Source organism: Aurantibacter crassamenti (genome assembly GCF_016811105.1).
In the GTDB taxonomy this organism is placed as follows: Bacteria; Bacteroidota; Bacteroidia; order Flavobacteriales; family Flavobacteriaceae; genus Aurantibacter_A; species Aurantibacter_A crassamenti.
The window spans coordinates 2867713-2890172 of record NZ_JAFBGM010000001.1 but is presented as its reverse complement, the minus strand read 5'-3'; the positions used below and the strand labels follow the sequence as shown (position 1 = coordinate 2890172).

General features: G+C 35.1%; 15 protein-coding genes. 6 read left to right on the top strand and 9 right to left on the bottom strand.

The annotated features are described in order from the left end of the window. Window positions 1–2 precede the first annotated feature (2 nt). The 6 genes from JQC67_RS11810 to JQC67_RS11785 all read right to left on the bottom strand — a co-directional run bounded on the left by JQC67_RS11810 (window position 3) and on the right by JQC67_RS11785 (window position 13502). Window positions 3–2768 (bottom strand): DUF1553 domain-containing protein, encoded by a 2766-nt coding sequence (locus tag JQC67_RS11810; RefSeq protein WP_203253014.1) that lies wholly within the window; start codon window positions 2766–2768, stop codon window positions 3–5. 24 nt (window positions 2769–2792) lie between these two features. Further along, window positions 2793–4271 (bottom strand): DUF1501 domain-containing protein, encoded by a 1479-nt coding sequence (locus tag JQC67_RS11805; RefSeq protein WP_238934618.1) that lies wholly within the window; start codon window positions 4269–4271, stop codon window positions 2793–2795. A gap of 8 nt (window positions 4272–4279) precedes the next feature. Further along, window positions 4280–7117 (bottom strand): DUF1549 domain-containing protein, encoded by a 2838-nt coding sequence (locus JQC67_RS11800; RefSeq protein ID WP_203253012.1) that lies wholly within the window; start codon window positions 7115–7117, stop codon window positions 4280–4282. 136 nt (window positions 7118–7253) lie between these two features. After that, window positions 7254–8768: a RagB/SusD family nutrient uptake outer membrane protein gene (locus JQC67_RS11795; protein ID WP_203253011.1), complete on the bottom strand. Its 1515-nt coding sequence runs from the start codon at window positions 8766–8768 to the stop codon at window positions 7254–7256. A gap of 18 nt (window positions 8769–8786) precedes the next feature. Beyond that, window positions 8787–12191 (bottom strand): TonB-dependent receptor, encoded by a 3405-nt coding sequence (locus JQC67_RS11790; protein ID WP_203253010.1) that lies wholly within the window; start codon window positions 12189–12191, stop codon window positions 8787–8789. Between the two features lie 135 nt (window positions 12192–12326). Further along, complete coding sequence (locus JQC67_RS11785; RefSeq protein ID WP_203253009.1) at window positions 12327–13502, bottom strand: FecR family protein; 1176 nt, start codon at window positions 13500–13502, stop codon at window positions 12327–12329. A gap of 481 nt (window positions 13503–13983) precedes the next feature. Here JQC67_RS11785 and JQC67_RS11780 point away from each other — a divergent pair, with 481 nt between their 5' ends. From JQC67_RS11780 to JQC67_RS11770, 3 genes are all read left to right on the top strand, one after another. Beyond that, window positions 13984–14550 (top strand): RNA polymerase sigma factor, encoded by a 567-nt coding sequence (locus JQC67_RS11780; RefSeq protein ID WP_203253008.1) that lies wholly within the window; start codon window positions 13984–13986, stop codon window positions 14548–14550. A gap of 132 nt (window positions 14551–14682) precedes the next feature. After that, window positions 14683–16605 carry a DUF294 nucleotidyltransferase-like domain-containing protein gene (locus JQC67_RS11775; RefSeq protein ID WP_203253007.1) on the top strand — a complete coding sequence of 641 codons (1923 nt, stop codon included), beginning with the start codon at window positions 14683–14685 and terminating at the stop codon, window positions 16603–16605. Next, on the top strand, window positions 16605–17267 hold the full coding sequence (locus tag JQC67_RS11770) for a 3'-5' exonuclease (protein ID WP_203253006.1): 663 nt from the start codon (window positions 16605–16607) through the stop codon (window positions 17265–17267). Before JQC67_RS11775 ends, JQC67_RS11770 begins: the two co-directional genes overlap by 1 nt. A gap of 7 nt (window positions 17268–17274) precedes the next feature. On the opposite strand, the gene JQC67_RS11765 is transcribed toward JQC67_RS11770, so the two are convergent. Next, entirely contained in the window at window positions 17275–18225 is a 951-nt protein-coding gene (locus JQC67_RS11765; RefSeq protein ID WP_203253005.1) for a phosphoribosylaminoimidazolesuccinocarboxamide synthase, read from the bottom strand. Between the two features lie 21 nt (window positions 18226–18246). Continuing rightward, window positions 18247–19200 (bottom strand): PhoH family protein, encoded by a 954-nt coding sequence (locus JQC67_RS11760; RefSeq protein ID WP_203253004.1) that lies wholly within the window; start codon window positions 19198–19200, stop codon window positions 18247–18249. A gap of 127 nt (window positions 19201–19327) precedes the next feature. Between JQC67_RS11760 and JQC67_RS11755 the strand changes: the two genes are divergently transcribed. The 3 genes from JQC67_RS11755 (at window position 19328) to dnaN (ending at window position 21972) form a co-directional block, all read left to right on the top strand. Beyond that, window positions 19328–20158 carry an SAM hydrolase/SAM-dependent halogenase family protein gene (locus tag JQC67_RS11755; RefSeq protein ID WP_203253003.1) on the top strand — a complete coding sequence of 277 codons (831 nt, stop codon included), beginning with the start codon at window positions 19328–19330 and terminating at the stop codon, window positions 20156–20158. Then, on the top strand, window positions 20158–20442 hold the full coding sequence (locus tag JQC67_RS11750; protein ID WP_203253002.1) for a putative quinol monooxygenase: 285 nt from the start codon (window positions 20158–20160) through the stop codon (window positions 20440–20442). The genes JQC67_RS11755 and JQC67_RS11750 overlap by 1 nt, the downstream gene beginning before the upstream one ends. Window positions 20443–20853: 411 nt before the next feature. Then, complete coding sequence (gene dnaN / locus JQC67_RS11745; protein ID WP_203253001.1) at window positions 20854–21972, top strand: DNA polymerase III subunit beta; 1119 nt, start codon at window positions 20854–20856, stop codon at window positions 21970–21972. A 77-nt stretch (window positions 21973–22049) separates the two neighbouring features. On the opposite strand, the gene JQC67_RS11740 is transcribed toward dnaN, so the two are convergent. Next, the gene (locus tag JQC67_RS11740; RefSeq protein WP_203253000.1) at window positions 22050–22388 is read right to left on the bottom strand and encodes a DUF4870 domain-containing protein; all 339 of its coding nucleotides are present in this window, start codon (window positions 22386–22388) and stop codon (window positions 22050–22052) included. Window positions 22389–22460: the final 72 nt, after the last annotated feature.

Sequence of the window (22460 nt, the reverse complement as noted above, 5' to 3'; positions counted from 1 at the left end):
GACTAGCCTTTTACTATAAATTCATCTAAATTCAACATGGCATTGGCAACAATCGCTAACGCTGCTAAATTATTCTTTTCATTTCCAAATTTTCCTTCTGCTGCTTCCGGAAGCTTAACGCTTTTTGTTTCATCTTTGAAATGCAATTGCGCATCTAGATAGAGTTCTTTTAAAAGCTTTAATTTTTTATCGCTTATTGACCGACCCATTACTTTTGAATATCCGAATGTCAACTGTTTTTCAATGTCATCATCTGACTCATACATTTGTGTCGCTAGTGCATTCGATGCTTCAAAAAATGTTTCATCGTTCAATAAGTTTAACGCTTGTAAAGGGGTATTCGTACGAATTCTTCGAGAAGCGCAAACAGATCGATCCGGACTATCAAAAGTTAGCATTTCATTCGGTGGGGTTACACGCTTCCACAAGGTATAAAGTGATCGCCGATACTCCGCTGAATCACCTTTAATGGCCCAATCAGGCACTCCTGTCCAACCACCATCTACACTACTATTCACAACACTAGGCCCGCCGACAACAGGATTTAACAAATCACTTACAGTTAAAACTTGATCACGAATTTGTTCTGCAGATAAGCGTGTTCGAAATCCACGAGAAAGCCACTGATTTCTTGCGTCTTTTTCAATTTTGTCAACATCGGCATCTGATGATTGTCGATACGTTGCAGAAAGTACCAATTCACGAAGAAATGGTTTTACTTGCCATTCATGCTTAGTCTCAAAACGAACCGCCATCCAATCTAACAATTCAGGATGTGTTGGTTTTTCGCCTTGTGTACCGAATTCTTCCATTGATTCTACCAATCCAAATCCGAAAAGTTGTTCCCAAAAACGATTAACCGCTACACGTGCAGCTAATGGATTTTCTGTGCTCATCATCCATTGTGCAAATGCCAAACGATCTTTGGGTTCTTTTGCTTCTTCTTGACCGTAAATGTTTGGAATACCACGTTCTACTTCGTTCCCCAAACTTAACCAACTACCACGTTCAAACAAATGTGTTTTACGAGATTCTGCCTGTGGTAACTCTTCAATTATAGGTGTTGAAGTAGTGGGCATTTCGGCAAGTTTCTCTAGCTTTTTCTGAAAATCAGCACTGTATAGTTGCATGCGAGGTTCTCGTTCATAAAACCTCATTTTATCTAAAAAGAAGAGATGACCATCAAATCGTTCTCCTTTAAAAAACCGTAAGTAAACATCTCGTTTTCCTTCAACCGCATCAATTGATGCCTTAAACTCACGGGTATTATTCCGGTTTTCATACCCTTTTTTTGTTGCTCCTGTTCTGGTAATCTTAACACCTCCTATTTTTTTTCCATTTAGTGAGTCTAGATGGATTGAGATATCACCAGCATAACCAATTGTTGCAGATGCGAAAAAGCCAATTTCATTAATATTTTTAAGATCAATTTTATCGTACTTAACCCATGAACTATCTTGTATTTGCCAAAGTAAATTCAGGCTCTCATCCAATTCAATAAAAGGACTCGATTCATAAAATGATTCTGCCTCACGCATTCGATGTCCTAATCTGGTTAAAACCGCTTCTTTCTCGCTATGTAAATACGGAAGTTTCGGAGCGGCATCTTCCGGTAAAAGCTCGGTATCAATAAAATTTAAAAGTGATGCTACTTCTTTTTTGTTTTCTTCGGAATAGGTAAAAAGTTTGGGCTCTTCAAAATAGGAATCATTATCGCGAGCATTATTAAAAAAGGCCATAGACTCATAAAACTCTTCATGTCGAAAAGGATCATACGGATGACTATGACATTGAACACATGACATTGTAGTACCTTGCCAAACTTCATAGGTTGTTGCTACGCGCTCAACTACCGCAGCTATTCTAAATTCTTCATTGTCAGTACCGCCTTCATCATTTGCTAATGTATTTCTATGAAAAGCCGTTGCTATTAATTGTTCTTCACTGGGGTTTGGCAAAAGATCCCCTGCCAATTGTTCTATTGAAAACTGATCAAATGGCTTGTCTTCATTAAAAGCATTAATTACATAGTCTCTGAATTTCCATATTTCTCGATTCGAATCTTTTTCATAACCTTTAGAATCAGCATACCGAGCCATATCCATCCACATCGCTGCCCAACGTTCACCAAAATGTGGTGAAGCCATTATTTTATCAACCTCTTTTTCATAAGCATCTGCAGAGTTGTTTGCCATAAATGCTTCAACTTCTTTTATAGTCGGAGGAATACCAATTAGATCTAAATACAATCTTCTCAACAAAGTTGCTTTGTCAGCCTCAGGCGAAGGAGACAATTCCTTTTCCTGCATTTTAGCATAAACAAATTGGTCGATTTTATTATTGGCCCAAGACAAGCTGTCAATCTCAGGTGGTTCAATATCTGTTTTAGGTGGAATATAGGCCCAATGCTTTTCCCATTTAGCGCCTTGATCAATCCATTGTACGAGAATTTCTACTTCTTTTTCGCTAAGCGGAGGGGCATCAACAGGCATTCGCAACTCTGGATCATCATGAACAATGCGCTTGTACAATTGGCTTTTAGAATGATTACCACGAACAATTGCTGGTGCACCTGATTGTGTTTCATTAAATGCATCTTCTTCAAAAAGCAAACTAAATTGACCACTAGCCTTGACACCACCATGGCATCTAAGGCATTTATCATTTAAAATGGGCCTGACATCACGGTTGAAACTTATTTGATTGTTCTTTGAATCTTGGCAAGACCATAATAATGGGATTAGTAGTAGGTAAAGGTATTTAGTCATTAAGCATTTTAATTTCATGTAGCACTATGAGGCCAAAACCTCTTTATCTTGATCTTTTGTTTTTGTCATGGGTTTACCAAACAAATCCATAATGGGTTTTCCATGTCCATCTGGTGTGGTGTAAAAGGGTCTCCCTTCGATAGTATACTGCGTTTCAGGATGCATACCAAGGGCATGATAAATGGTTTGGTGCACCTGATCAATTACCACCGGATTTTCTATGGACGAGCAAGGTCTTTCATCTGCTGTTTTTCCATACACTAAACCTTTTTCAACGCCTCCACCCCACAATAGTATCGAACTTCCATCCGTAAAATGTCGATGCATTCCATAAAACTTCTCATCTTCTATAACATCAGGTTGTGGCACTTGATCTTTTACTTGTTCACCAGGTCGGCCTTCCATTATAGCATCACGACTGAACTCACTAGCCAATATAATCAATGTACGATCTAAATGACCACTCTCATCTAAATCTTTCACCAATTGGGCAATTGGTCGATCTATAAGTTCTTTCATCTTTACTAGACGTGTATGGCCATTCTCATGAGTATCCCATCCTAAAAATGGCTCATATTCTGTAGAAACACTAATAAACCTGCCTCCGTTCATGGCTAATCTTTTTGCTAAAAGACAACCCAATCCAAAACGCCCTGTATTATAAGTGTCATAAACTTCTTTTGGTTCTTCTGATAAATCGAAAACTTTAGCCTCAGGTGAATTCAATAAGCGATATGATTGTTCCATCGAACGCATTAATGATTCTCTTTGATAGTCGCTACCGTTTTCCATGACCTTACTTTTATTGGCCAATTCTTTGTACAACTTGTATCGCGCTTCAAACCTCTTGATTGACATGCCTTGTGGCGGACGTACACTGTCAAGTCCACCCGATGGATCAGGAATTAAAAACGGACCATATTCAGTTCCTAAAAAACCAGCAGAATGAAAAGCTTTCAACTCTTCTGCTTCACCCACTGTAAACCGTTGTCCCATGGCAATAAATGGTGGTATTACTGGATTAGATGGGCCGAGTTCTTTTGCAATCCACGCACCAATATGAGGTGCTTGTACTGATTGTGGAGGCTCATAACAGGTATGCCAATGGTATTGATGTCTAGTATGTAATATGTGACCTAAATCAGCTGATTTATAGGAACGGATAATCGCCCCTTTGTCCATTACACTTCCTATTGATTCTAATCCCTCAGAAAAATCGAGGCCATCAACAGCTGTTGGTACTTTTGGAAAAGTACTTAAAACCCTTTTGCTTTCTACTCCTTTTTCATAGGGAACGTATGCTTTAGGGTCGAAGGTTTCTGTGTGAGCCATACCCCCTGCCATCCATAATAAAATTACAGTGTCAGCTGTGGAAGAAATTTTAGGTACACTACCCTTGCATGAACTTAAAAAACTAGCCAACGGAATACTGGTTGCTGATGCAGCCAAACTTGCTGATGCCATTTTCTTTATAAAATCTCTACGTGTATTTTGTTCATCCATCGCCATCTCTAGTTTATAAATTGGAATTCAGGTAAAATCAATGTAGACCAGAATATATCTTGTAACTCTTCTTTTTTGGGTTGGTCGCCCAATGCCGCCAGTAATATTTTCTCTTCTTCTTTGGTAGGCTGACGTCCTAATGTTTGCCGATAAAGTTCATTCACAATCTTTTCACTGTCTTCGCCATACCTTCTTAACCATAAGCCCGCACCTTCTTCTAAGACGTTATTAAAAAATTCACCATTGGTAAGTTCTAATGCCTGTAAAAGCGTAGCCTGTTCGTCTCTTGATGTCGCTACGTTTTCTCTACTCGGCCTGCCCAATGCCTTCATAAATGGGTGTTGCTGTACAAGACTTGCTCTAGCAAATTCACCATTTTGATCTTCAAATGAAAAGGCTACTAGTTTACCCCAATTTGACGTACCGTAATTACGCACTTCTTTCCACTCGTTATCATCAAAGTCAATGTTTGTCCATTTATCATTTGGTTTTTCATCAGTACTTTTCCAAGTCTTATCAGAACTAATAATCTGTTCACTTTCATCAGCATATACTATTTTCATCGAAAATAATATTCCGGCAGGGTTGGCAATAGTACCTTCATTTGAGCCCTCTACTGCTATTATGTTCTCACCATTTTTTAGAAACTCTGAAACATCTAAGCGATCAACTTTCTTCCAATCAGCACCATCAGACACGCTATTATCATTGATATAAAGTGTGTATGAATGATCTACAGAAATTAAAACTTTTGCCTCAGTTATGGTTTTTGGATTGACTTCAAATGTTTTTCTGAAATATCGTTTTCCTGGCTCTGGCAATACATCTCGGTCAAATTTTATTTCACGATGCCATATTCTTGAAGACGGTAATCCCTCACCTTTAGGATTAAATGCAACAGCAGCATACATTGGTTTTATAATTTGACTCACAGCATCTGAGAATTGCTCAGCACTCATTCGTCTAAGAATAGGACCTTTAAAAACATAATCAGATTTTATGTCTTCTAATTTTTCATAATGAGCCGTTGGTAGTTGATATGTTTTTGATGTCATTATTTGCTTCATCAAATGTTTTAAATCGTACCCGGATTCTATAAAATCTGATGCTAACCAATCTAGCAAATCAGAATTCCAAGGGGTATTATCCATTTCATCTACAGGCTCAACTATACCACGCCCCATCATTTGTTTCCACAAACGATTGGTAATTGTACGATATAATCTACCATTTTCAGGTTTAACCATAACTTCAGAAAGCTTTAATAAGCGTTCTTTTATGGTCTCCGCTTCAACCTCACCCAATTCAGGATACAGAAAATTTACGGTTGCCATTTTTCCCAATGGCTTATCACAACGATTTAATTCTAACACCGAATCAGCAAAAATGGATGCAAAACCATACGATTCTGCCAATGTAAGATTACTAACAAAACTATTGTGACATGATGCGCACTTTACATTTACACCTAATAATGACTGACCTATATTTTGAGCAGCTTGCATCTCAGTACGTTGACTAGCATTTACTACGCCCCGCCATTCAATTCCTTTAATAAAGCCTTCTGACACCTCGGTAGGATTGACCAATTCTTTAACCATATTATCATACGATTTATTTTCTTCCAAAGAAGTGTACAACCAATCTGTTATTTGTTTTCTTCCGCCGGTAATAAACCCTGTTCCACTATAATCATTTCGTAACAAGTCATTCCAAAAACTCAACCAATTTTGAGTATAATTATGCGTGTCTTCTAAAAGCTTATCAATGAGCGCAGTTCTTTTATTAGGATTTGAATCTCTTGAAAATTCGGCAATTGCTTCAGGTTCTGGAAGTAGGCCAATAACATCCATATATGCTCTTCTGATAAAAGTTCTATCATCAACAACTGATGACCAGTCAACATCATTTTTTTCAAAATAAGCATCGATTAATTTATCAATTGGATGATTTTGATTTTCCGCCTTTGGCAAATCTGGTTTTTCTAACGCTAAAGTCGCTTCAGGGAATACTTTAAGGGCTTGATCTGACCAATATGCTCCATTTTGAATCCATAGTTTGATCAAGGCTATTTCATTATCCTTAAGTACCTTCCCTTTTTTAGGCATCACTTCATCATCATCGGGTGAAAGGGTGATACGCTTATATAATTCGCTTTCATCTGGTTTACCCGCGACGATTACCTTGCCAGATTCTCCTCCCTTAAATACCCCTTCTTTATTCTCAAGAATTAATTCGCCTTTTTGTTTGTTTTCACTATGGCATTGGTAACAATTATGAGCAAAAATTGCTCTTACCTCTAGATTGAGTTTGTCTTGTTGCGCAATAGTAATTGAATCTGAATTCTTTAATTCATTTAACAAGGCTAAACCTTTAGCGTCATCATATACATCAGTATTACCTGGAAATACACTGGTCAAATAATCTTCACCATGAGTTAAACTAGCACCTAAATGCCCTGTTATAGAAAGTAAAATTACCGTAACGATTAGACCACCGCGATAGGTGCGATAATTTGAGAACTTTCCTTTTAAAGTACTTCGCAACAATACCGCAGTAATTACAGCTAAAACCGCGGTAGCAATACCCAAATATTGGTGATTAGTCACTAATTCTCCACTATAATCATCATAGGTACGAAGCAACCAGCCTAACATAGCTGCAACTACCGCTGATACAGCACCTACAAAAATCATAAGATGAATACCTGCACGTAACGACTGCCGTTTTCCTTTTAATGTCAGCAGCTCAAAAAACAAAGCAACTACTAACAAACCTATAGGAAAATGCACTAATAGGGAATGAAAACGACCCAAAAGCTGTAATATCCAATTAAAACTCTCCATATGTTTACAAATATTATTCTATCATCATCAATCTTTCATTCCTGAAAAATGACAATTCAATATGATGCACAACACCTTAAAAGGTTTAGAAACAATCACACACAGTAAAATACTAATTTATAAGTATAATTAAAGCCTAATAGCCGTCATTTTGTCCTAAATTAGGATTTACAACCCGCTCTCTATTTGGAATAGGAAATAATATTTCATGGGTATCAAATATATAATCTCCTGCCGAAAACCCTACTGAACCTCTTGGTGTCGTTTGGTTAGCTTTTTCCGATGCTCCATGAGCATTTAAAAAGGCGACAAGTTCGGTGGCACTCATGGTTCTTCTTAAGTCAAACCAACGATGATTTTCAAAGGCCAATTCAATTCTTCTTTCATGTAGTAAAGCGGTTCTGAATTGATCTTGTGAAAGCCCTGAAAGTGGATCAAGACCTGCTCTATCCCTAATTTTGTTAAGATAACCATAAGCTTCTGTGTTTGGTCCAGATTGTTCATTGATTGTCTCAGCAAGCATCAATAATACATCAGCATATCTGTATATTGGCCAATTACTATCAGGTCGACCTTGTATTGAATGTTCGTAATGGTATTTTTCAATAAATGGAATGGCTACAAATTCACTAGTATTTATATCTGTATACCCTTCACTTAACGAAATTACCTTTCGCGCATCACCTTCTTCATAAGCTGCAATAATATCCAAAGTAGGAATATTCCATCCACCGCCACTTATTCCTGAGAATCCTGTAACCTCTCCATTAGAAAACTTGGGGTAAAAATCATATATGAATCCACTTTCTTCACCTAAATCATTTCCTCCTTGAAATTGAACTTCAAAAATAGACTCGTTATGGTTTTTGTTTGTTGGATCAAAAACATCAGCATAATTATCTAATATACTGTAACCTAGGGCTGCTACTTGATCTAAATCTGCCTTGGCTCTAACATAATCTTTTCTTGTTAACCATATTTTGCCTGAAAGGGTAAGTGCTGCTCCTTTAGTTACTCGGCCTAAATCTGAAGCATCAACAGCATTTGGATGAGGTAAAGCTGCTATTGCAATAGCAAGGTCACTCTCAATTTGATCATACACTGCTGAAATGGGAGAACGCTCTAACTCAAACGCAGCTGACGGATCGTTTAAAGGTTCGGTTACTAGAACCACATCACCAAAATACTGGGTTAGCAGAAAATAGTAATATGCTCTAAAGAATCGCAATTCGCCTTCAAACTGTGTCTTTGCAACGGCATCTATGTCTGCCTCCTCAAGCTTTGATAAGGTTAGGTTTATATTGCCTAAGGCGTTGTAACTATCTCTATAAAGGTCATACATTCTACCGGTACCAGAATTATATTGCCAGTATTCAAAAGACTCTATATTAGGTGCATTTCCCCTATTACCCTCATCAAAATGAACAGTGGTGTTATCTGTAATCATCTCGCTATAAAGCCATTGATCACTTGTAATATTCTGCAATTGACCATAAACACCCATAATAGCTTGAGTGACTTGTTTTTCATTTGCATAGAAACTTCCTTCGCCTAATTGATTAGGGTTTGGTTTGTCCAAAAAATCATCGCTACAAGAAAACATGGAAAAAACCACCGATAAACTTATAAATATCTTGATTATATTTTTCATTGTTTAGTTTTTTATTTATTAAAATTTCAATGTTGCCCCGAGAGAAATTGTACGAGCTAAAGGATAAGGTGTTTCATCTACACCAGGCCTTAATCCACCACGATCATTTGGTTGAGGATTACCATATGGGTAACTCGAAAAAAGATGAAGATTGTCTCCATTTACATAAACTCTAACCCCGTCAAGAAAGGAGGCTTCATTTATAGGAATGGTATACCCCAAGGATAAACTTCTTAGCCATACATGGCTTGCATCAGAAATATAATAACTGTTCCCTTCACGTTCCCATTTCCAAAAATTGGAAGTAGGACCAGCATCACCAGACATGGTAGTGTACCTAAATCTATCTGCTGCTTTCGTCTCTACATTGAAAACCCCATCTACATTCATAGTAGTGTGTTCTATGGTAGTAAAAACTTCATAGTTTTGCGCACCGGTGAATACTACATTAAAATCAAAAGCTTTATAATCTAGCCCCATATTAAAGGCATAAACAAATTCTGGATGCGGATTTCCGATCTCGACATAATCTTGAAAATCGTAGGTAATCTCACCATCTCCATTGGCATCAAAATACTTAAAAGAACCTGGCACGGCACCATCTTGAGTAGGTGAAGCATCAATTTCTGCTTGAGATTGAAACACTCCAAGGTTTCTAAACCCATGTAACATAGCTATTGGTCTGCCTACCTGAGAAACATGATGTGATCCATAAATACCACCAGATCTAATTTCGTCATTATCACCATCTATTTCAAGTACTTTGTTTTTATTAAACGAAATATTGAAATTACTACGGAACTTTAAGTCTTCAGTAATATTTGTTTTATAATTCAATCCCAATTCAATACCAGTATTTTCTACTTTACCAATGTTTGTAAAGGTGGTTTCAAAACCTGTGATAACCGGTATATTCACTGGCAATAGCATATCTGTCGTAGTTTTCTTATAATACTCCGCTACAAAGCTAAGCCGGTTGTTGAACATGGTTAAATCGAGACCATAATCAAACTGTTTGGATTTCTCCCAACCTAGGTTTGGATTGGAAAGTGAGTTTAATATTTTACCTGCTTGAAAACTTCCACCCGTAATATAATTCGTTGATCCAAGTGTTGATAAACTTGGGTAATTACCAATATCATTGTTTCCTGTAGCACCAAAACTAGCACGTAATTTTAAATCAGTCAGCCATGATACGTTTTGTAAAAGTGCTTCTTCGGAAACTCTCCAACCCGCAGAAACCGCAGGAAAATTACCCCATCTATTATTAGATCCAAATCTTGAACTTCCTTCCCTTCTATAGGTAGCAGAAACTAAATATTTGTTTTTATAATCATAATTAAGCTGCGCAAAATATGCTAATAGACTCCAACTAGATTCTGCTGATTCCGCTGATAAAGATTCTGCTTGTTGTAGAAATCGAATATCATCATCTGGGAATTTTGTACCATCGCCGTCAATTGACCTAACTGTAGATTCTTGTGAAGTATAACCCAACAACACATTAAAGCTATGAATATCGTTTAATACTTTTGCGTAGGAAAGCAATTGATCCGCAGACCAATTAAAGGTTTCCATATATTGTTCTGACAGATCAGCATCATTTGGTGCTGGCTCATTCCATGAAAAACCAGACAAAGTTGATGGTGTAAACTGATTATATCTAGAATTGACAATATTAGCATTTAGGGTTGATTTGAATGTAAAGTCTTTCAAAAACTTGAACTCTGCGTAACCATTGGCTAGTATTCGATTTGTATTCTGAGTTGTTTTTTGCTCATGCAATATTTGCACAGGGTTGGCACTATTAAAAATTAAATCACCAGGAGTATCCTTATCACCCAAGTAGGCATTAAAACTTCCATCTTCATTATAAACAGGTTCTCTAGGATCTACCCATAAAGCAAGTCCGACAGGCGTATGTCTAGTTCCTGCACCAATAATTCTTTCATTTGTTCTTGAGCCAGATAAATTCATACCAATAGTAATATTATCAGTAACCTTATTATCTACTTTAACCCTAACATTGAAGCGTTCAAAATTTGTTTTGATAACAACTCCATCTTGATTCATATAGCCTAAAGTAATTAACGATGTTGTCTTCTCGTTACCTGAAGCAATTGAAAGGTCGTACTTCTTGAATAATGGAGATTTAGCTAATATCTCATCCATCCAATCTGTAGAAATCGTGTTGTTCTCCGGATTACGGATACCTTCTGGAATTTCACTTTCAGCTGGTTCCATTCCATTACTTGCAATATATCTGTCAATCCAACTTGATTTTTGAAACTCTCCAAATTGTACGGCATTCATCATATCTAGCCTACGTGATTCAGGAACATTCTGAAAACCAGTTGCTACGTCTAATGTTACAGTAGTTTTGCCTGTTCGTCCTTTTTTAGTAGTAACGAGAATTACGCCATTTGAACCTCTTGCACCGTATATAGCGGTTGAAGCGGCATCCTTTAATATGGATATAGATTCAATATCTGTCGGATTCAAACCATCTGAAGATTCTAGAGGAAACCCATCAACTACCCAAAGCGGATCGTTTCCTGCTCCTAATGACCCCATACCTCTAATTGATATATCAAGATTTTGCCCAGGGCGTCCTGAGCTAGATGCTACATTTACACCAGGTGCCTGACCTAATAATATTCTAGACACATTTGCTGCTGGCACATCTGCAACTTCTTCAAGATCAATTACAGATACTGCAGAAATAATGTCTTTCTTTCTTTTGGTGCCATAGCCTACCACTACTACTTCTTCAAGCGCAGCTGTATTTTCAGAAAGTGTTATGTTTATACTCTGCTGCCCATTTAACGCTACTTCATTGGTTACAAAACCAATATAAGAAACTACCAAAATAGCATCATCTTCAACATCGAGAACAAAATTTCCGTCAAAATCAGATTGTGTACCATTTGAAGTGCCTTTTTCAACAATACTGGCGCCCCCCAAGGGTACTCCGTTTTGATCTAGTATAACTCCATTAACCTGAGATTGCATAATATCAACTGGACTCATAATTGATTCTTCTTTTGAATCAACAACAGGTAAAGCTTTTTTTAGAACGATATATGTATCATATACCTCAAATGTCACCACATCGTTATGGAAGAGTTTATCTAAAACAACATCGATTGATTTTTTCTTCAATTTTAAGGTAACCTTTCGATTTAGTTGTAAATCTTGATTTTTATAAAAAAAGCGAAAAGCAGTTTTACTTTCGATTTCGTCAAAAGCTTCTCTTAGAGTTACTTCCTCAAGATTCAAGGAGATTTTGGTAATTTGCGCATAGCCAGTATTGGCATTCATCTGAAATAGCGCAGTTAATAGAAAAAAGAAAGTAATCTTCACTTTCGTATTTAATTGCGAAGTTGTTTTTTCAAACCACTTCTTAATCTTGGTAGTTTCCATAATTTAGTTTGATTTTTTTGTTGGTTGGCAACTGTTAGTCGGTTGGTTTTTAAATCGAATTGTGTTCTGTCAATTTTTCGATTTAAGATGTGTTTAATTCATAGGCAGTATTTGATTTGTTATTTACTCTTTTTTTTAATCATTTTGTTTCATATGTAAAGTAGGTGCTATTACAATAGTATCACCGTTAAATTCAAAGTCAAATTTTGTATTCCTCTTAAAGACATTTAAAACTTCGGATAAAGTCTTATTTTGAAAATTACCAGTATACCGAACACTGTTCAATACTTGATGATTATTCATAATTTTCACATTGTAATTACGCTCGAGTTCTTTTATAATATCCTCAAACCGGTCGTTCACAAAATAAAGTGTACCATCCATCCAAGCAATATACTTTTGGATATCTACATCTTGAACTACCAAAGATCCTTTTTCTATAAGCGCTTGCTGGCTAGGGGATATAATTATTCCCTCATCGTCATTGTTATCCTGCGTGCCTAACACACTAACACTTCCTTCAACCAATACGGTAGAAGTTGATTCTTCATTTTCATAACTAGAAACATTGAATTTTGTGCCTAAAACACGAACATCCATTTGCTCTGTGTGAACCACAAAAGGTTGCTTTTTATTTTCACTTACATCAAAAAATGCCTCTCCATCTAGATAAACATCCCTATTGCCATTATCTGAAAAAACCGTAGGATAACGCAATTTTGTGCCAGCATTAAGATGAACAATAGTACCATCTGAAAGCTCTATTACAAATCGCTTTCCATATGGAATTATCAATTTGTTATATACCAGATTATTAGTTGTATTGGCTTTAGAAGAATATTTTAGTTTATTATACTCTTGTTTTACAATTTTATCGCCTTTGTTATTCGTAATTATGGCCTTCTTACTTTCATCAAGAACTTTCAAACTACCATCTTCTAACTCTAAAACAATTTCAGTGTCAGTGGTAACAATTTGTTGTGTTGTTACATTTTTAACTTTGTCGCTATTGCTTACATAGGTATATATACCAAAGGATGTGGAAAGCAATAGTATTGCTATTGCTGCATATTTTAAAAATTGACCATAACCTTTCTTAGATTCAACTTTATTTTCTGAAGTTGCATTAATAATACGCTGGTAGGCAGTTTCTACGTCAATCTCTCTATAGGCAAAATCTAACCTTTGATTGGTTTTAATCATTTCTTTGAAATAATCCTTGTTTTTAGGATTTTCTAACCACTTCTGAAGGGTACTTAATTCTTCAGATGTAATGGTATTCGAAATAAATTTTATTATTAAATTTTTCAATACACCGAATGTTTATTTACTATATTTTTAGTTATGACGCTTAATTTCTAGTATACCCTTAAAAAAAATTCATTTTTTTTTAATTATTAATTATATATAGGGCAACTTTTACATTATTCGTTTAATTACTGTATTAGAAGAATTAATAATTAGTAGATAACTTCTTCTTTTTTTTTTGCAAAAAAAATGTTAGCTAGGTTTCGAATTCTAACCTTATCTGTTTTTAGGAATAAAACATCTCGTTATACTAAATAGAGGGTAAAAATGAATTTACTATCCACATTTGGTATTCCTTTAAAAAATGTACATTCGGACTTCTATTTCTAGGCTGAGTATTGTTTTTTAGTGTTATAGGCTTTTTACAAGAATGATTAGTATGTTAGTTTAAGTTTTAATTAAAGAATAATATATTATTCTTACTTTTCAATCTTTACTTTAACGTTGAACTGCGAACAGTATCAAATAATTATGATGTGTGAAAATGAATGAAGAAGCTATCTGGGCAAGAGTGCAACAAAACGACAGCCATGCCTTAAAAATGCTTTTTGATTTGCATTACAGACCTTTATGTGTGTATGCATTACAATTCTCACTTAGGCTACCTGATGCAGAAGACCTTGTACAAAGTATATTTATTAAGCTTTGGACCCAGCGAGAAGAGCTAAAAATTAATACCTCAGTAAAATCATACTTATATAAAGCGGTATATAATGCTAGCATACAGAATGTTCGTAAGAATAAAAGAATTGAGCATTCTTTGGTGTCTTTTAAACACAAAGTTCTTCAAGAACAAATAATTGAAGACGATTCTTTACTCTTAGATAAAGTAGAGAAAATTGAAATGGTAATGAGTTTAGTTGACTCGCTTCCTGACCGATGCAAAGAGATTCTTTTACTTAGTAAAAAAGAAGGTTACAAAAACAAAGAAATTGCCGAGAAATTGGATATTTCAATAAAAACTGTTGAATCTCAAATTAGAATAGCTTTTAAGAAAATACGCAAGGGGTACAAAAATAGCAAGCAAATATTATTTGTTTTTTTTCGCTAAAGGTTCTTTTAATCTAAGTCAATTTCAATAAATATTTTTATGTATCACCTATATTTTTATATGCAATATTTTATATTTTGTTTACAATCAACTCTAAACTGTAGTGGCCATCTAATTCTTTAAATTTGCGATATGAACAATACCATATCTATTCGTGTAGCTGATTTTTTAAGGCGCTTCCCTCCTTTTAATGCCATCGACAAAACAGATTTAGAAAATCTTGCTGCAGAAGTTTCTATAGTATATCGCGATAAGGGCAGTGCGGTTTTTCAAACGGATGAGGCGCCTCATGAATGTTTTTACGTGGTTCATAAGGGTGCAGTTATCTTAAACAATAAAGAAAACAATTCGTTACTTGACAAATGTGATGAAGGTGATATCTTCGGATTACGGCCTCTTATAGCCAACGAGAATTATAAAATGGATGCCTTTGCTTTTGAAGAGAGCATTCTATATGCGATACCGTTAAATGCCTTTCGTCCGCACACCCAAAAATATGAGGATGTTGGAAATTTTCTAATCGAAAGCTTTGCGTCCAACACGAGAAACCCGTATTCCATAAAAGAAAAAGGTCAACTGGTTAGTGGTTCTGTAGCACCAAAAATCACACCTACAAACACAGTTCTCTTTGATTTTCAACAAGTCACTTATTCTAAAAAAATAGTTAGTTGTACCAAAACCACTACTATTCAATCTTTAGCTGAACGGATGACCAAAAGAAAAGTTGGCGCAATGTTAGTTCTAGAAGACAAATTGCCAATTGGTATTATTACAGATAAAGACATTCGAAATAAAGTAGCAACCGGATTGTTACCTATTAGTGCAAAGGCTTCTGAAATAATGACTTCGCCTGTAATTACCTACCCAAAAAAAATGACAGTTGCACAGGCACAAATGGCCATGATGAAAAGTAATATTAGTCATTTATGCCTCACAGAAGATGGCACTGTAAACACAGCTGCTGCTGGCATACTTTCTAAGCATGATTTAATGTTGACCTTAGGTAATAATCCTGCGGTATTAATGAAAGCAATTAAAAGGGCTAGAAAGATTAAAAAGATAAAATTAATACGTAAAAGTATTATGAATTTATTGCAAGGCTATTTGGATCAAAATATTCCGATGACCTTGACTTCTAGAATTATTTCAGAGCTCAATGATGCTTGTGTTAAACAAGTTACCAATCTTTCATTAGAACGAATGTCTTCACCGCCTCCGGTGAAATTTTCATGGATTAGTATGGGTAGTCAAGGTAGAAGCGAACAATTACTGCATACAGACCAAGATAACGCGCTAATTTTTGAAGATGTTGAAGAATCAGAATTGGCCAATACCACCAAGTATTTTCTAAAACTAGCAAAACATATCACTAAGGGTTTAATGAAAATAGGGTATGAATACTGCCCAGCCGAAATGATGGGTTCTAACCCTAAATGGTGCCTAAGTTTATCGCAATGGAAAACTGCAGTATCGCATTGGATTGCTAACCCCGGACCTGAAGAAGTTCTTTTGTCATCAATATTCTTCGATTATAATTTAGTTTATGGCGAAAAGGAATTAATTGACCAATTGACCGAACATATTTTTGAGGAGACATCAACATACCCCATCTTTTTTAGACATTTAGCAAGTGGTGCGCTCCAAAATCCTTCTCCTTCCGGATTCTTTAGATCATTTCTCGTAGAAGACGATGGTGCACACAAAGATTTTTTCGACCTAAAACGAAGAGCTTTAATGCCTTTGGTTGATGCTGCACGTTTACTTATTCTTTCGCATAAAATAAAATCAATAAACAATACCGCAGAACGTTTTGAACGTTTAGCCGAATTGGAGCCCAATTCGCAAGAACTTTTTTTAGCCTGCTCATATGCGACAAAAGCATTGTTAAAATTTAGAACAAAACAAGGTTTGCTACATAATGATTCGGGTCGGTTTATAGCATTAGACACATTAAGCAAAGAAGAAAAAATTAAATTAAAAAGAACTTTTAAAACAATTAAAGAATTGCAAGAGCTTATTAAAGTACGTTTCATGGTTGCAAATCTTTTAGGATAATGGGCTTTTTTAAAAAGAGAAAAAAAGATGTACACCTGCCTGACTTTTGGCATACCTATGCAAAAAGTTTTAATGAACCACAACCAGATGATATCAATGCTGTTCGTTTTGTAGTACTTGATACTGAAACTACGGGATTTGACTATGAAAATGACAGAATACTTAGCATAGGAGCATTGTCAATAAAAAACAACACTATTGCAGTTCAAGATAGTTTTGAGATATTTTTAGACCAACATTTTTATCACGCTGAGAATGTACAAATACATGGTATTTTAAGAAATGAAGGCCCCAATTGCATATCTGAATTAGAGGCATTACAACAATTTTTAAGCTTTCTTGGCAACTCTGTTTTTGTAGCGCACCATGTTGGTTTTGATAAAAATATGATTAATTGTGCGCTTGAAAGACATGGCCTTCCTAAATTGCTAAACACATTTCTAGATACATCCGTACTCTATAAAAAAACATTAATCAATTCGCCATTACTGACAAGAAAAGAACAGTATTCTTTAGATGAATTAGCTGAAAAATTTGATATCTCAAAAAGAGACCGTCATACTGCTTTGGGCGATAGTTATATCACAGCAATTGCCTTTCTTAAAATAATTGAAAAACTAAAAAAGAAACCTAAGTTTAGTGTAAAGAAATTATTGAAGTAGCGCTTGTTTAATCATTTAAATACTTCAACACATTTTGTTCAATTCGATTTTGAATATTAGAAATATCTGCCTTTACAAAAGTTTCTCCCGTAATATTTTCGTAAAGCTCAATATAACGTTCAGAAACAGTTTCAATATATTCATCAGACATTTCTGGTACCTTTTGACCCTCAAGACCTTGAAAGTCATTCTTTATGAGCCATTGTCTAACAAACTCCTTAGATAATTGTTTTTGAGCTTCGTTATTATCTTGTCGTTCTTGATACCCTTCAGCATAAAAATATCGTGATGAATCTGGTGTATGTATTTCATCAATCAATACAATTTTTCCATCGCTAGTTTTTCCAAATTCATATTTGGTATCCACAAGAATTAATCCTCTTGATGCGGCTATTTCGGTGCCTCTTTGAAATAACGCTTTTGTATATTTTTCAAGAATACTGTAATCATCCTCAGAAACTATATTCCGCTTAAGAATATCTTCTCTTGAAATATCCTCATCATGATCTCCCATTTCAGCTTTCGTAGCAGGGGTAATTATAGGCTGAGGAAATTTATCATTCTCCTTCATATTATCAGGCATCGCTACTCCGCATAATATCCGTTTTCCTGCCTTATACTCTCTTGCCGCATGGCCTGAAAGATACCCTCGAATTACCATCTCAACTTTAAAAGGTTCGCACGCATGCCCAACAGCAACATTAGGATCTGGAGTCGCTAGCAACCAATTTGGCACAATATCTTCGGTTGCAGCCATCATTTTGGTTGCAATTTGATTTAAAATTTGACCCTTATACGGAATACCTTTAGGCATCACTACATCAAAAGCAGACAAACGATCGGTTGCTACCATTAATAAAAGATTGTCAGCTAAGGTGTAAACTTCACGAACTTTACCTTTATAAATGCTTTTTTGACTCGGAAAATTGAAATTTGTATCTGTAATTGTATTACCCATTCTTCAGGAATCCTTTTTAATTTAACTTTCGTGCTCTATACTTTTGTATGCTGTGATTACCTCTTTTACCAATTTATGACGAATTACATCTTTGTCATCTAAGTAAATGATTTCAATACCTTGTACATTTTTCAATACTAAAATTGCTTCTTTTAGTCCCGAAATTATACGTCGAGGTAAATCTATTTGACCTGGATCACCTGTAATTAGAAATTTAGCATTCTTACCCATTCTGGTTAAGAACATTTTCATTTGTGCATGTGTTGTATTCTGCGCTTCATCAAGAATTACAAAGGCGTTATCTAAAGTACGCCCACGCATAAAGGCCATTGGTGCTATTTGAATGGTACCATTATCTATATAATGCACTAATTTTTCAGACGGAATCATATCACGAAGTGCATCATACAACGGTTGCATGTAAGGGTCTAACTTCTCTTTTAAATCGCCAGGTAAAAACCCAAGATTTTCTCCAGCTTCTACCGCAGGCCTTGTTAGAATAATTCGCTTTACCTGCTTCTCTTTCAGTGCTTTAACAGCTAATGCAACTCCTGTATATGTTTTGCCTGTACCAGCGGGCCCAATAGCAAAAACCATATCGTTTTTCTTGGCCGCTTCTACCAATTTACGTTGATTAACTGTTCTAGCTTTTATTAATTTTCCGCTAACACCATGAACTAAAGTTTCACCGCTCTGTTCCGGAGTTTCATAATCATCCTTTCCATCACTAGTTAAAATACGTTCGATTACATTTTCATCCATCTTATTATATTTAGATACATGTTCGGTTAGCATGTGAAAACGTTTGTCAAATTCTTCTAACAATTCTTGATCGCCGTAAACTTTTATTTTACTACCACGTGCAACAATTTTAAGTTTCGGAAAGTATTTCTTTATTAAATTGATGTTTTCATTTCCCTGACCAAAAAAATCTCTTGGGCTTATTTCTGTAAGTTCTAATTCTAGTTCGTTCAAAGAGTTTATTAATTTTGAATTAATGAAAAAGATAAATTTCGGAAGGCTGTTTTTTTGTTATAATTTTGTTGAACAAATTTAAGTAAAAAATTAGTCTGATTACCCACAAACATATCAACATTGCTGTATGGCAATTATTACTCTTACCACAGATTTCGGATTAAAAGACCATTTTGTTGGTGCTGTTAAAGGCGCTATTTACAAAGAATTGGCTGACGCCAATATTGTTGATATTTCACATAATGTGGGGCCATTTAATATTCAAGAATGTGCTTATATTTTACAAAATTCATACAAGCATTTTCCTGAAGGAACGGTACATGTTATTGGTGTTGATTCTGAGATTACAGAAGAGACAAGGCATATAGCCGCATTATTAAACGGACATTATTTTATTTGTGCCGATAATGGTATTCTAGACCTACTTAAATCTGATGCGCCTCCAACTAAAATTGTAGAAATTGCTATACATAATGCCGATAGTGGCTCTTTTCCTTTAAATGAAGTTTTTGTTCGTGTTGCATGTCATATCGCTAGAGGTGGTACTTTAGAAGTTGTTGGTAAACCGATTAAGGAATTGCATGAAGTACGTGATTTATCACCAAGTGTCACCGATAGTGGAAATAAAATTATTGGCTCAGTATTGTATATTGATAATTACGGCAATGTAGTGACCAATATTCATAAAAACTTTTTTGAGGCATATAGAAAAGGGCGTGATTTTGAAATTCAAGCTAGAGCTAAAGTTCTGACCAAAATTTATAAAAAATATAGTGATATTGTAGATTTTTCGTTGGAGAAAAACCGTCGAAAAGGTGCTGGTGAATTACTGGCCATCTATAATTCTTCGGGCTACATTGAAATTGCAATTTATAAAAGCAATCCTAAAGCTGGCGGTAGCGCATCGTCTTTATTAGGTCTTGAGTATTTAGATGCTATTTCTATAAATTTTAAATAATGTTAGTACGCATCGTAAAACTGACATTTGAAATTGAATACATTCCTGATTTCTTGCAAATTTTTGAAGTGCATAAAGAAAGTATCAAGGATTTTGAGGGATTCATCTCTTTAGAATTGTATCAAGACAAGTCGAATCCGCAGGTATTTTTCACATACAGCCACTGGGATGACGAATCGGCTTTAAATAATTATCGTAATTCTGAATATTTCAAAGCTATTTGGTCACGAACAAAACTATTTTTTGCAGACACCCCAGAAGTTTGGAGTTTAGACAAACTTTAGTTTTTCTTATCATTGCTTTTTGATGTTTTGGTAGTGATTTATTAATTTAGGTTATAAGAAGTTAAAGAGAGTACAAGTGCATATCTATTAAAAATCGGAATAGCAACTTATAAACATTCATTTTTAAGCTAAGCTTTTTTAGAATTATAAAGCAATTAACATCCTAACACTTTTACCGGTGTATTTACAATAAATACAGTGCTTACCATTAGTTATCTGAATAGTAAACACTAGTAAATATCGTTATATTTAGAGTGAAATAATAGGCTTAAAATGTTGATAAGTTTGTTTCATAAAAAAATACAATTCAAATATCTTTGTGTGATTAGGTTGGACGTATTTTAACTTACTGAAACCTCGAAATGTTTAATTTTTCTTAGGAGAAAAAAGCCAAAAAACTAGATCATTCTGATGAAATTTATCGTATCAAGTACTTACTTACTCAAAGAACTCCAGGTTTTAGGAGGCGTTATTAATAATAGCAATACGCTACCCATTTTAGATAATTTTTTGTTCGCCCTGAATAAAGATAAATTGACTATCTCGGCTTCAGATCTTGAAACAACGATGAGTTCTGTAATTGATGTAGATTCTGATAATGAAGGTAACATTGCTGTACCTGCTCGTTTGCTTTTAGATACACTAAAGACATTTCCTGAACAGCCACTTACATTTGTAGTTGCTGATAACAATACCGTAGAGATTAGCTCAGATCATGGTAAGTATGCATTAGCATATGCAGATGGCGCAGAATTTCCGAAAGCGGTAGAATTAGCTGACCCGAGTACTACAACTATTATGGGTGATATTCTAGCAACTGCAATTGACAAAACAATATTTGCAGCGGGTAATGATGATTTAAGACCTGTGATGAGCGGCGTGTTTTTTCAATTCTCTCCAGAAAATTTGACTTTTGTTGCCACTGATGCACATAAGCTTGTGAAATACCAACGAGAAGATGTTTCTTCTTCTGAGGTTGCTGAATTTATTATGCCTAAGAAACCATTAAATTTATTAAAAGGTATTTTAGGTGGTAGTGAAGATGATGTTACAATTGAATACAATGAAAGTAATGCAAAATTTACTTTTGGTAGCACTATTCTAATTTGCAGATTAATTGATGGTAAATACCCTAATTACGAAGCAGTTATTCCGAAAGAGAATCCGAATAAATTGACAATTTCAAGAAGTCAATTTTTAAGTTCTGTTCGTAGAGTTGCAATATTTTCAAATAAAACAACACACCAGATTCGACTTAAAATTGCTGGTGCAGAATTGAATATTTCTGCTGAAGACATTGATTACAGTAATAAAGCGGAAGAACGCTTAACATGCTCGTATCAAGGTGATGATATGCAAATTGGTTTCAACTCAAGATTTCTTACTGAAATGTTGAATAACCTTAATGCTGATGAAGTTTCTGTTGAAATGAGTTTACCGAATAGAGCGGGGATTTTAACGCCAGCTGACGGACTTGATGAAGGCGAAATTGTTACAATGCTTGTGATGCCAGTTATGTTAAACGGCTAGTAAAAAATATATAAAAATTAAAAAATCCGTCTTGGTTTTAAACCTTGACGGATTTTTTGTTCGAGTTAGTAAAATTTTTATATAAACTTCATACTTAACGGGTAATGTGGATCTTCGCCTTTACTCGCTTTAATGGCATTTACTATTGGGAAAATAAAGTACAGAATACCTAACACCATAAAGCCCAATAAACCAAGACCAAAAAATAATATTAATGGAATACAAACTAGCACATAAATAAACATGCTTATTCTAAAATTGATTATTGATTTGCCATTTTCATCCATACCTAGAACGGAGTCTTTTTGAGTAAACCATATTATTAATGGAACAATTAGACCACCAATTCCGGTAACAAAGTCAAGCAATTGACTTAAATGCGTTGCAGCTAATAAACTATTATTTTCTACTTTCATGATTTGTGTTTTATAGGTTGTTCTACTAATATGACGAACAATTTGTTGAATTGTTACAAAACACTCTTATAA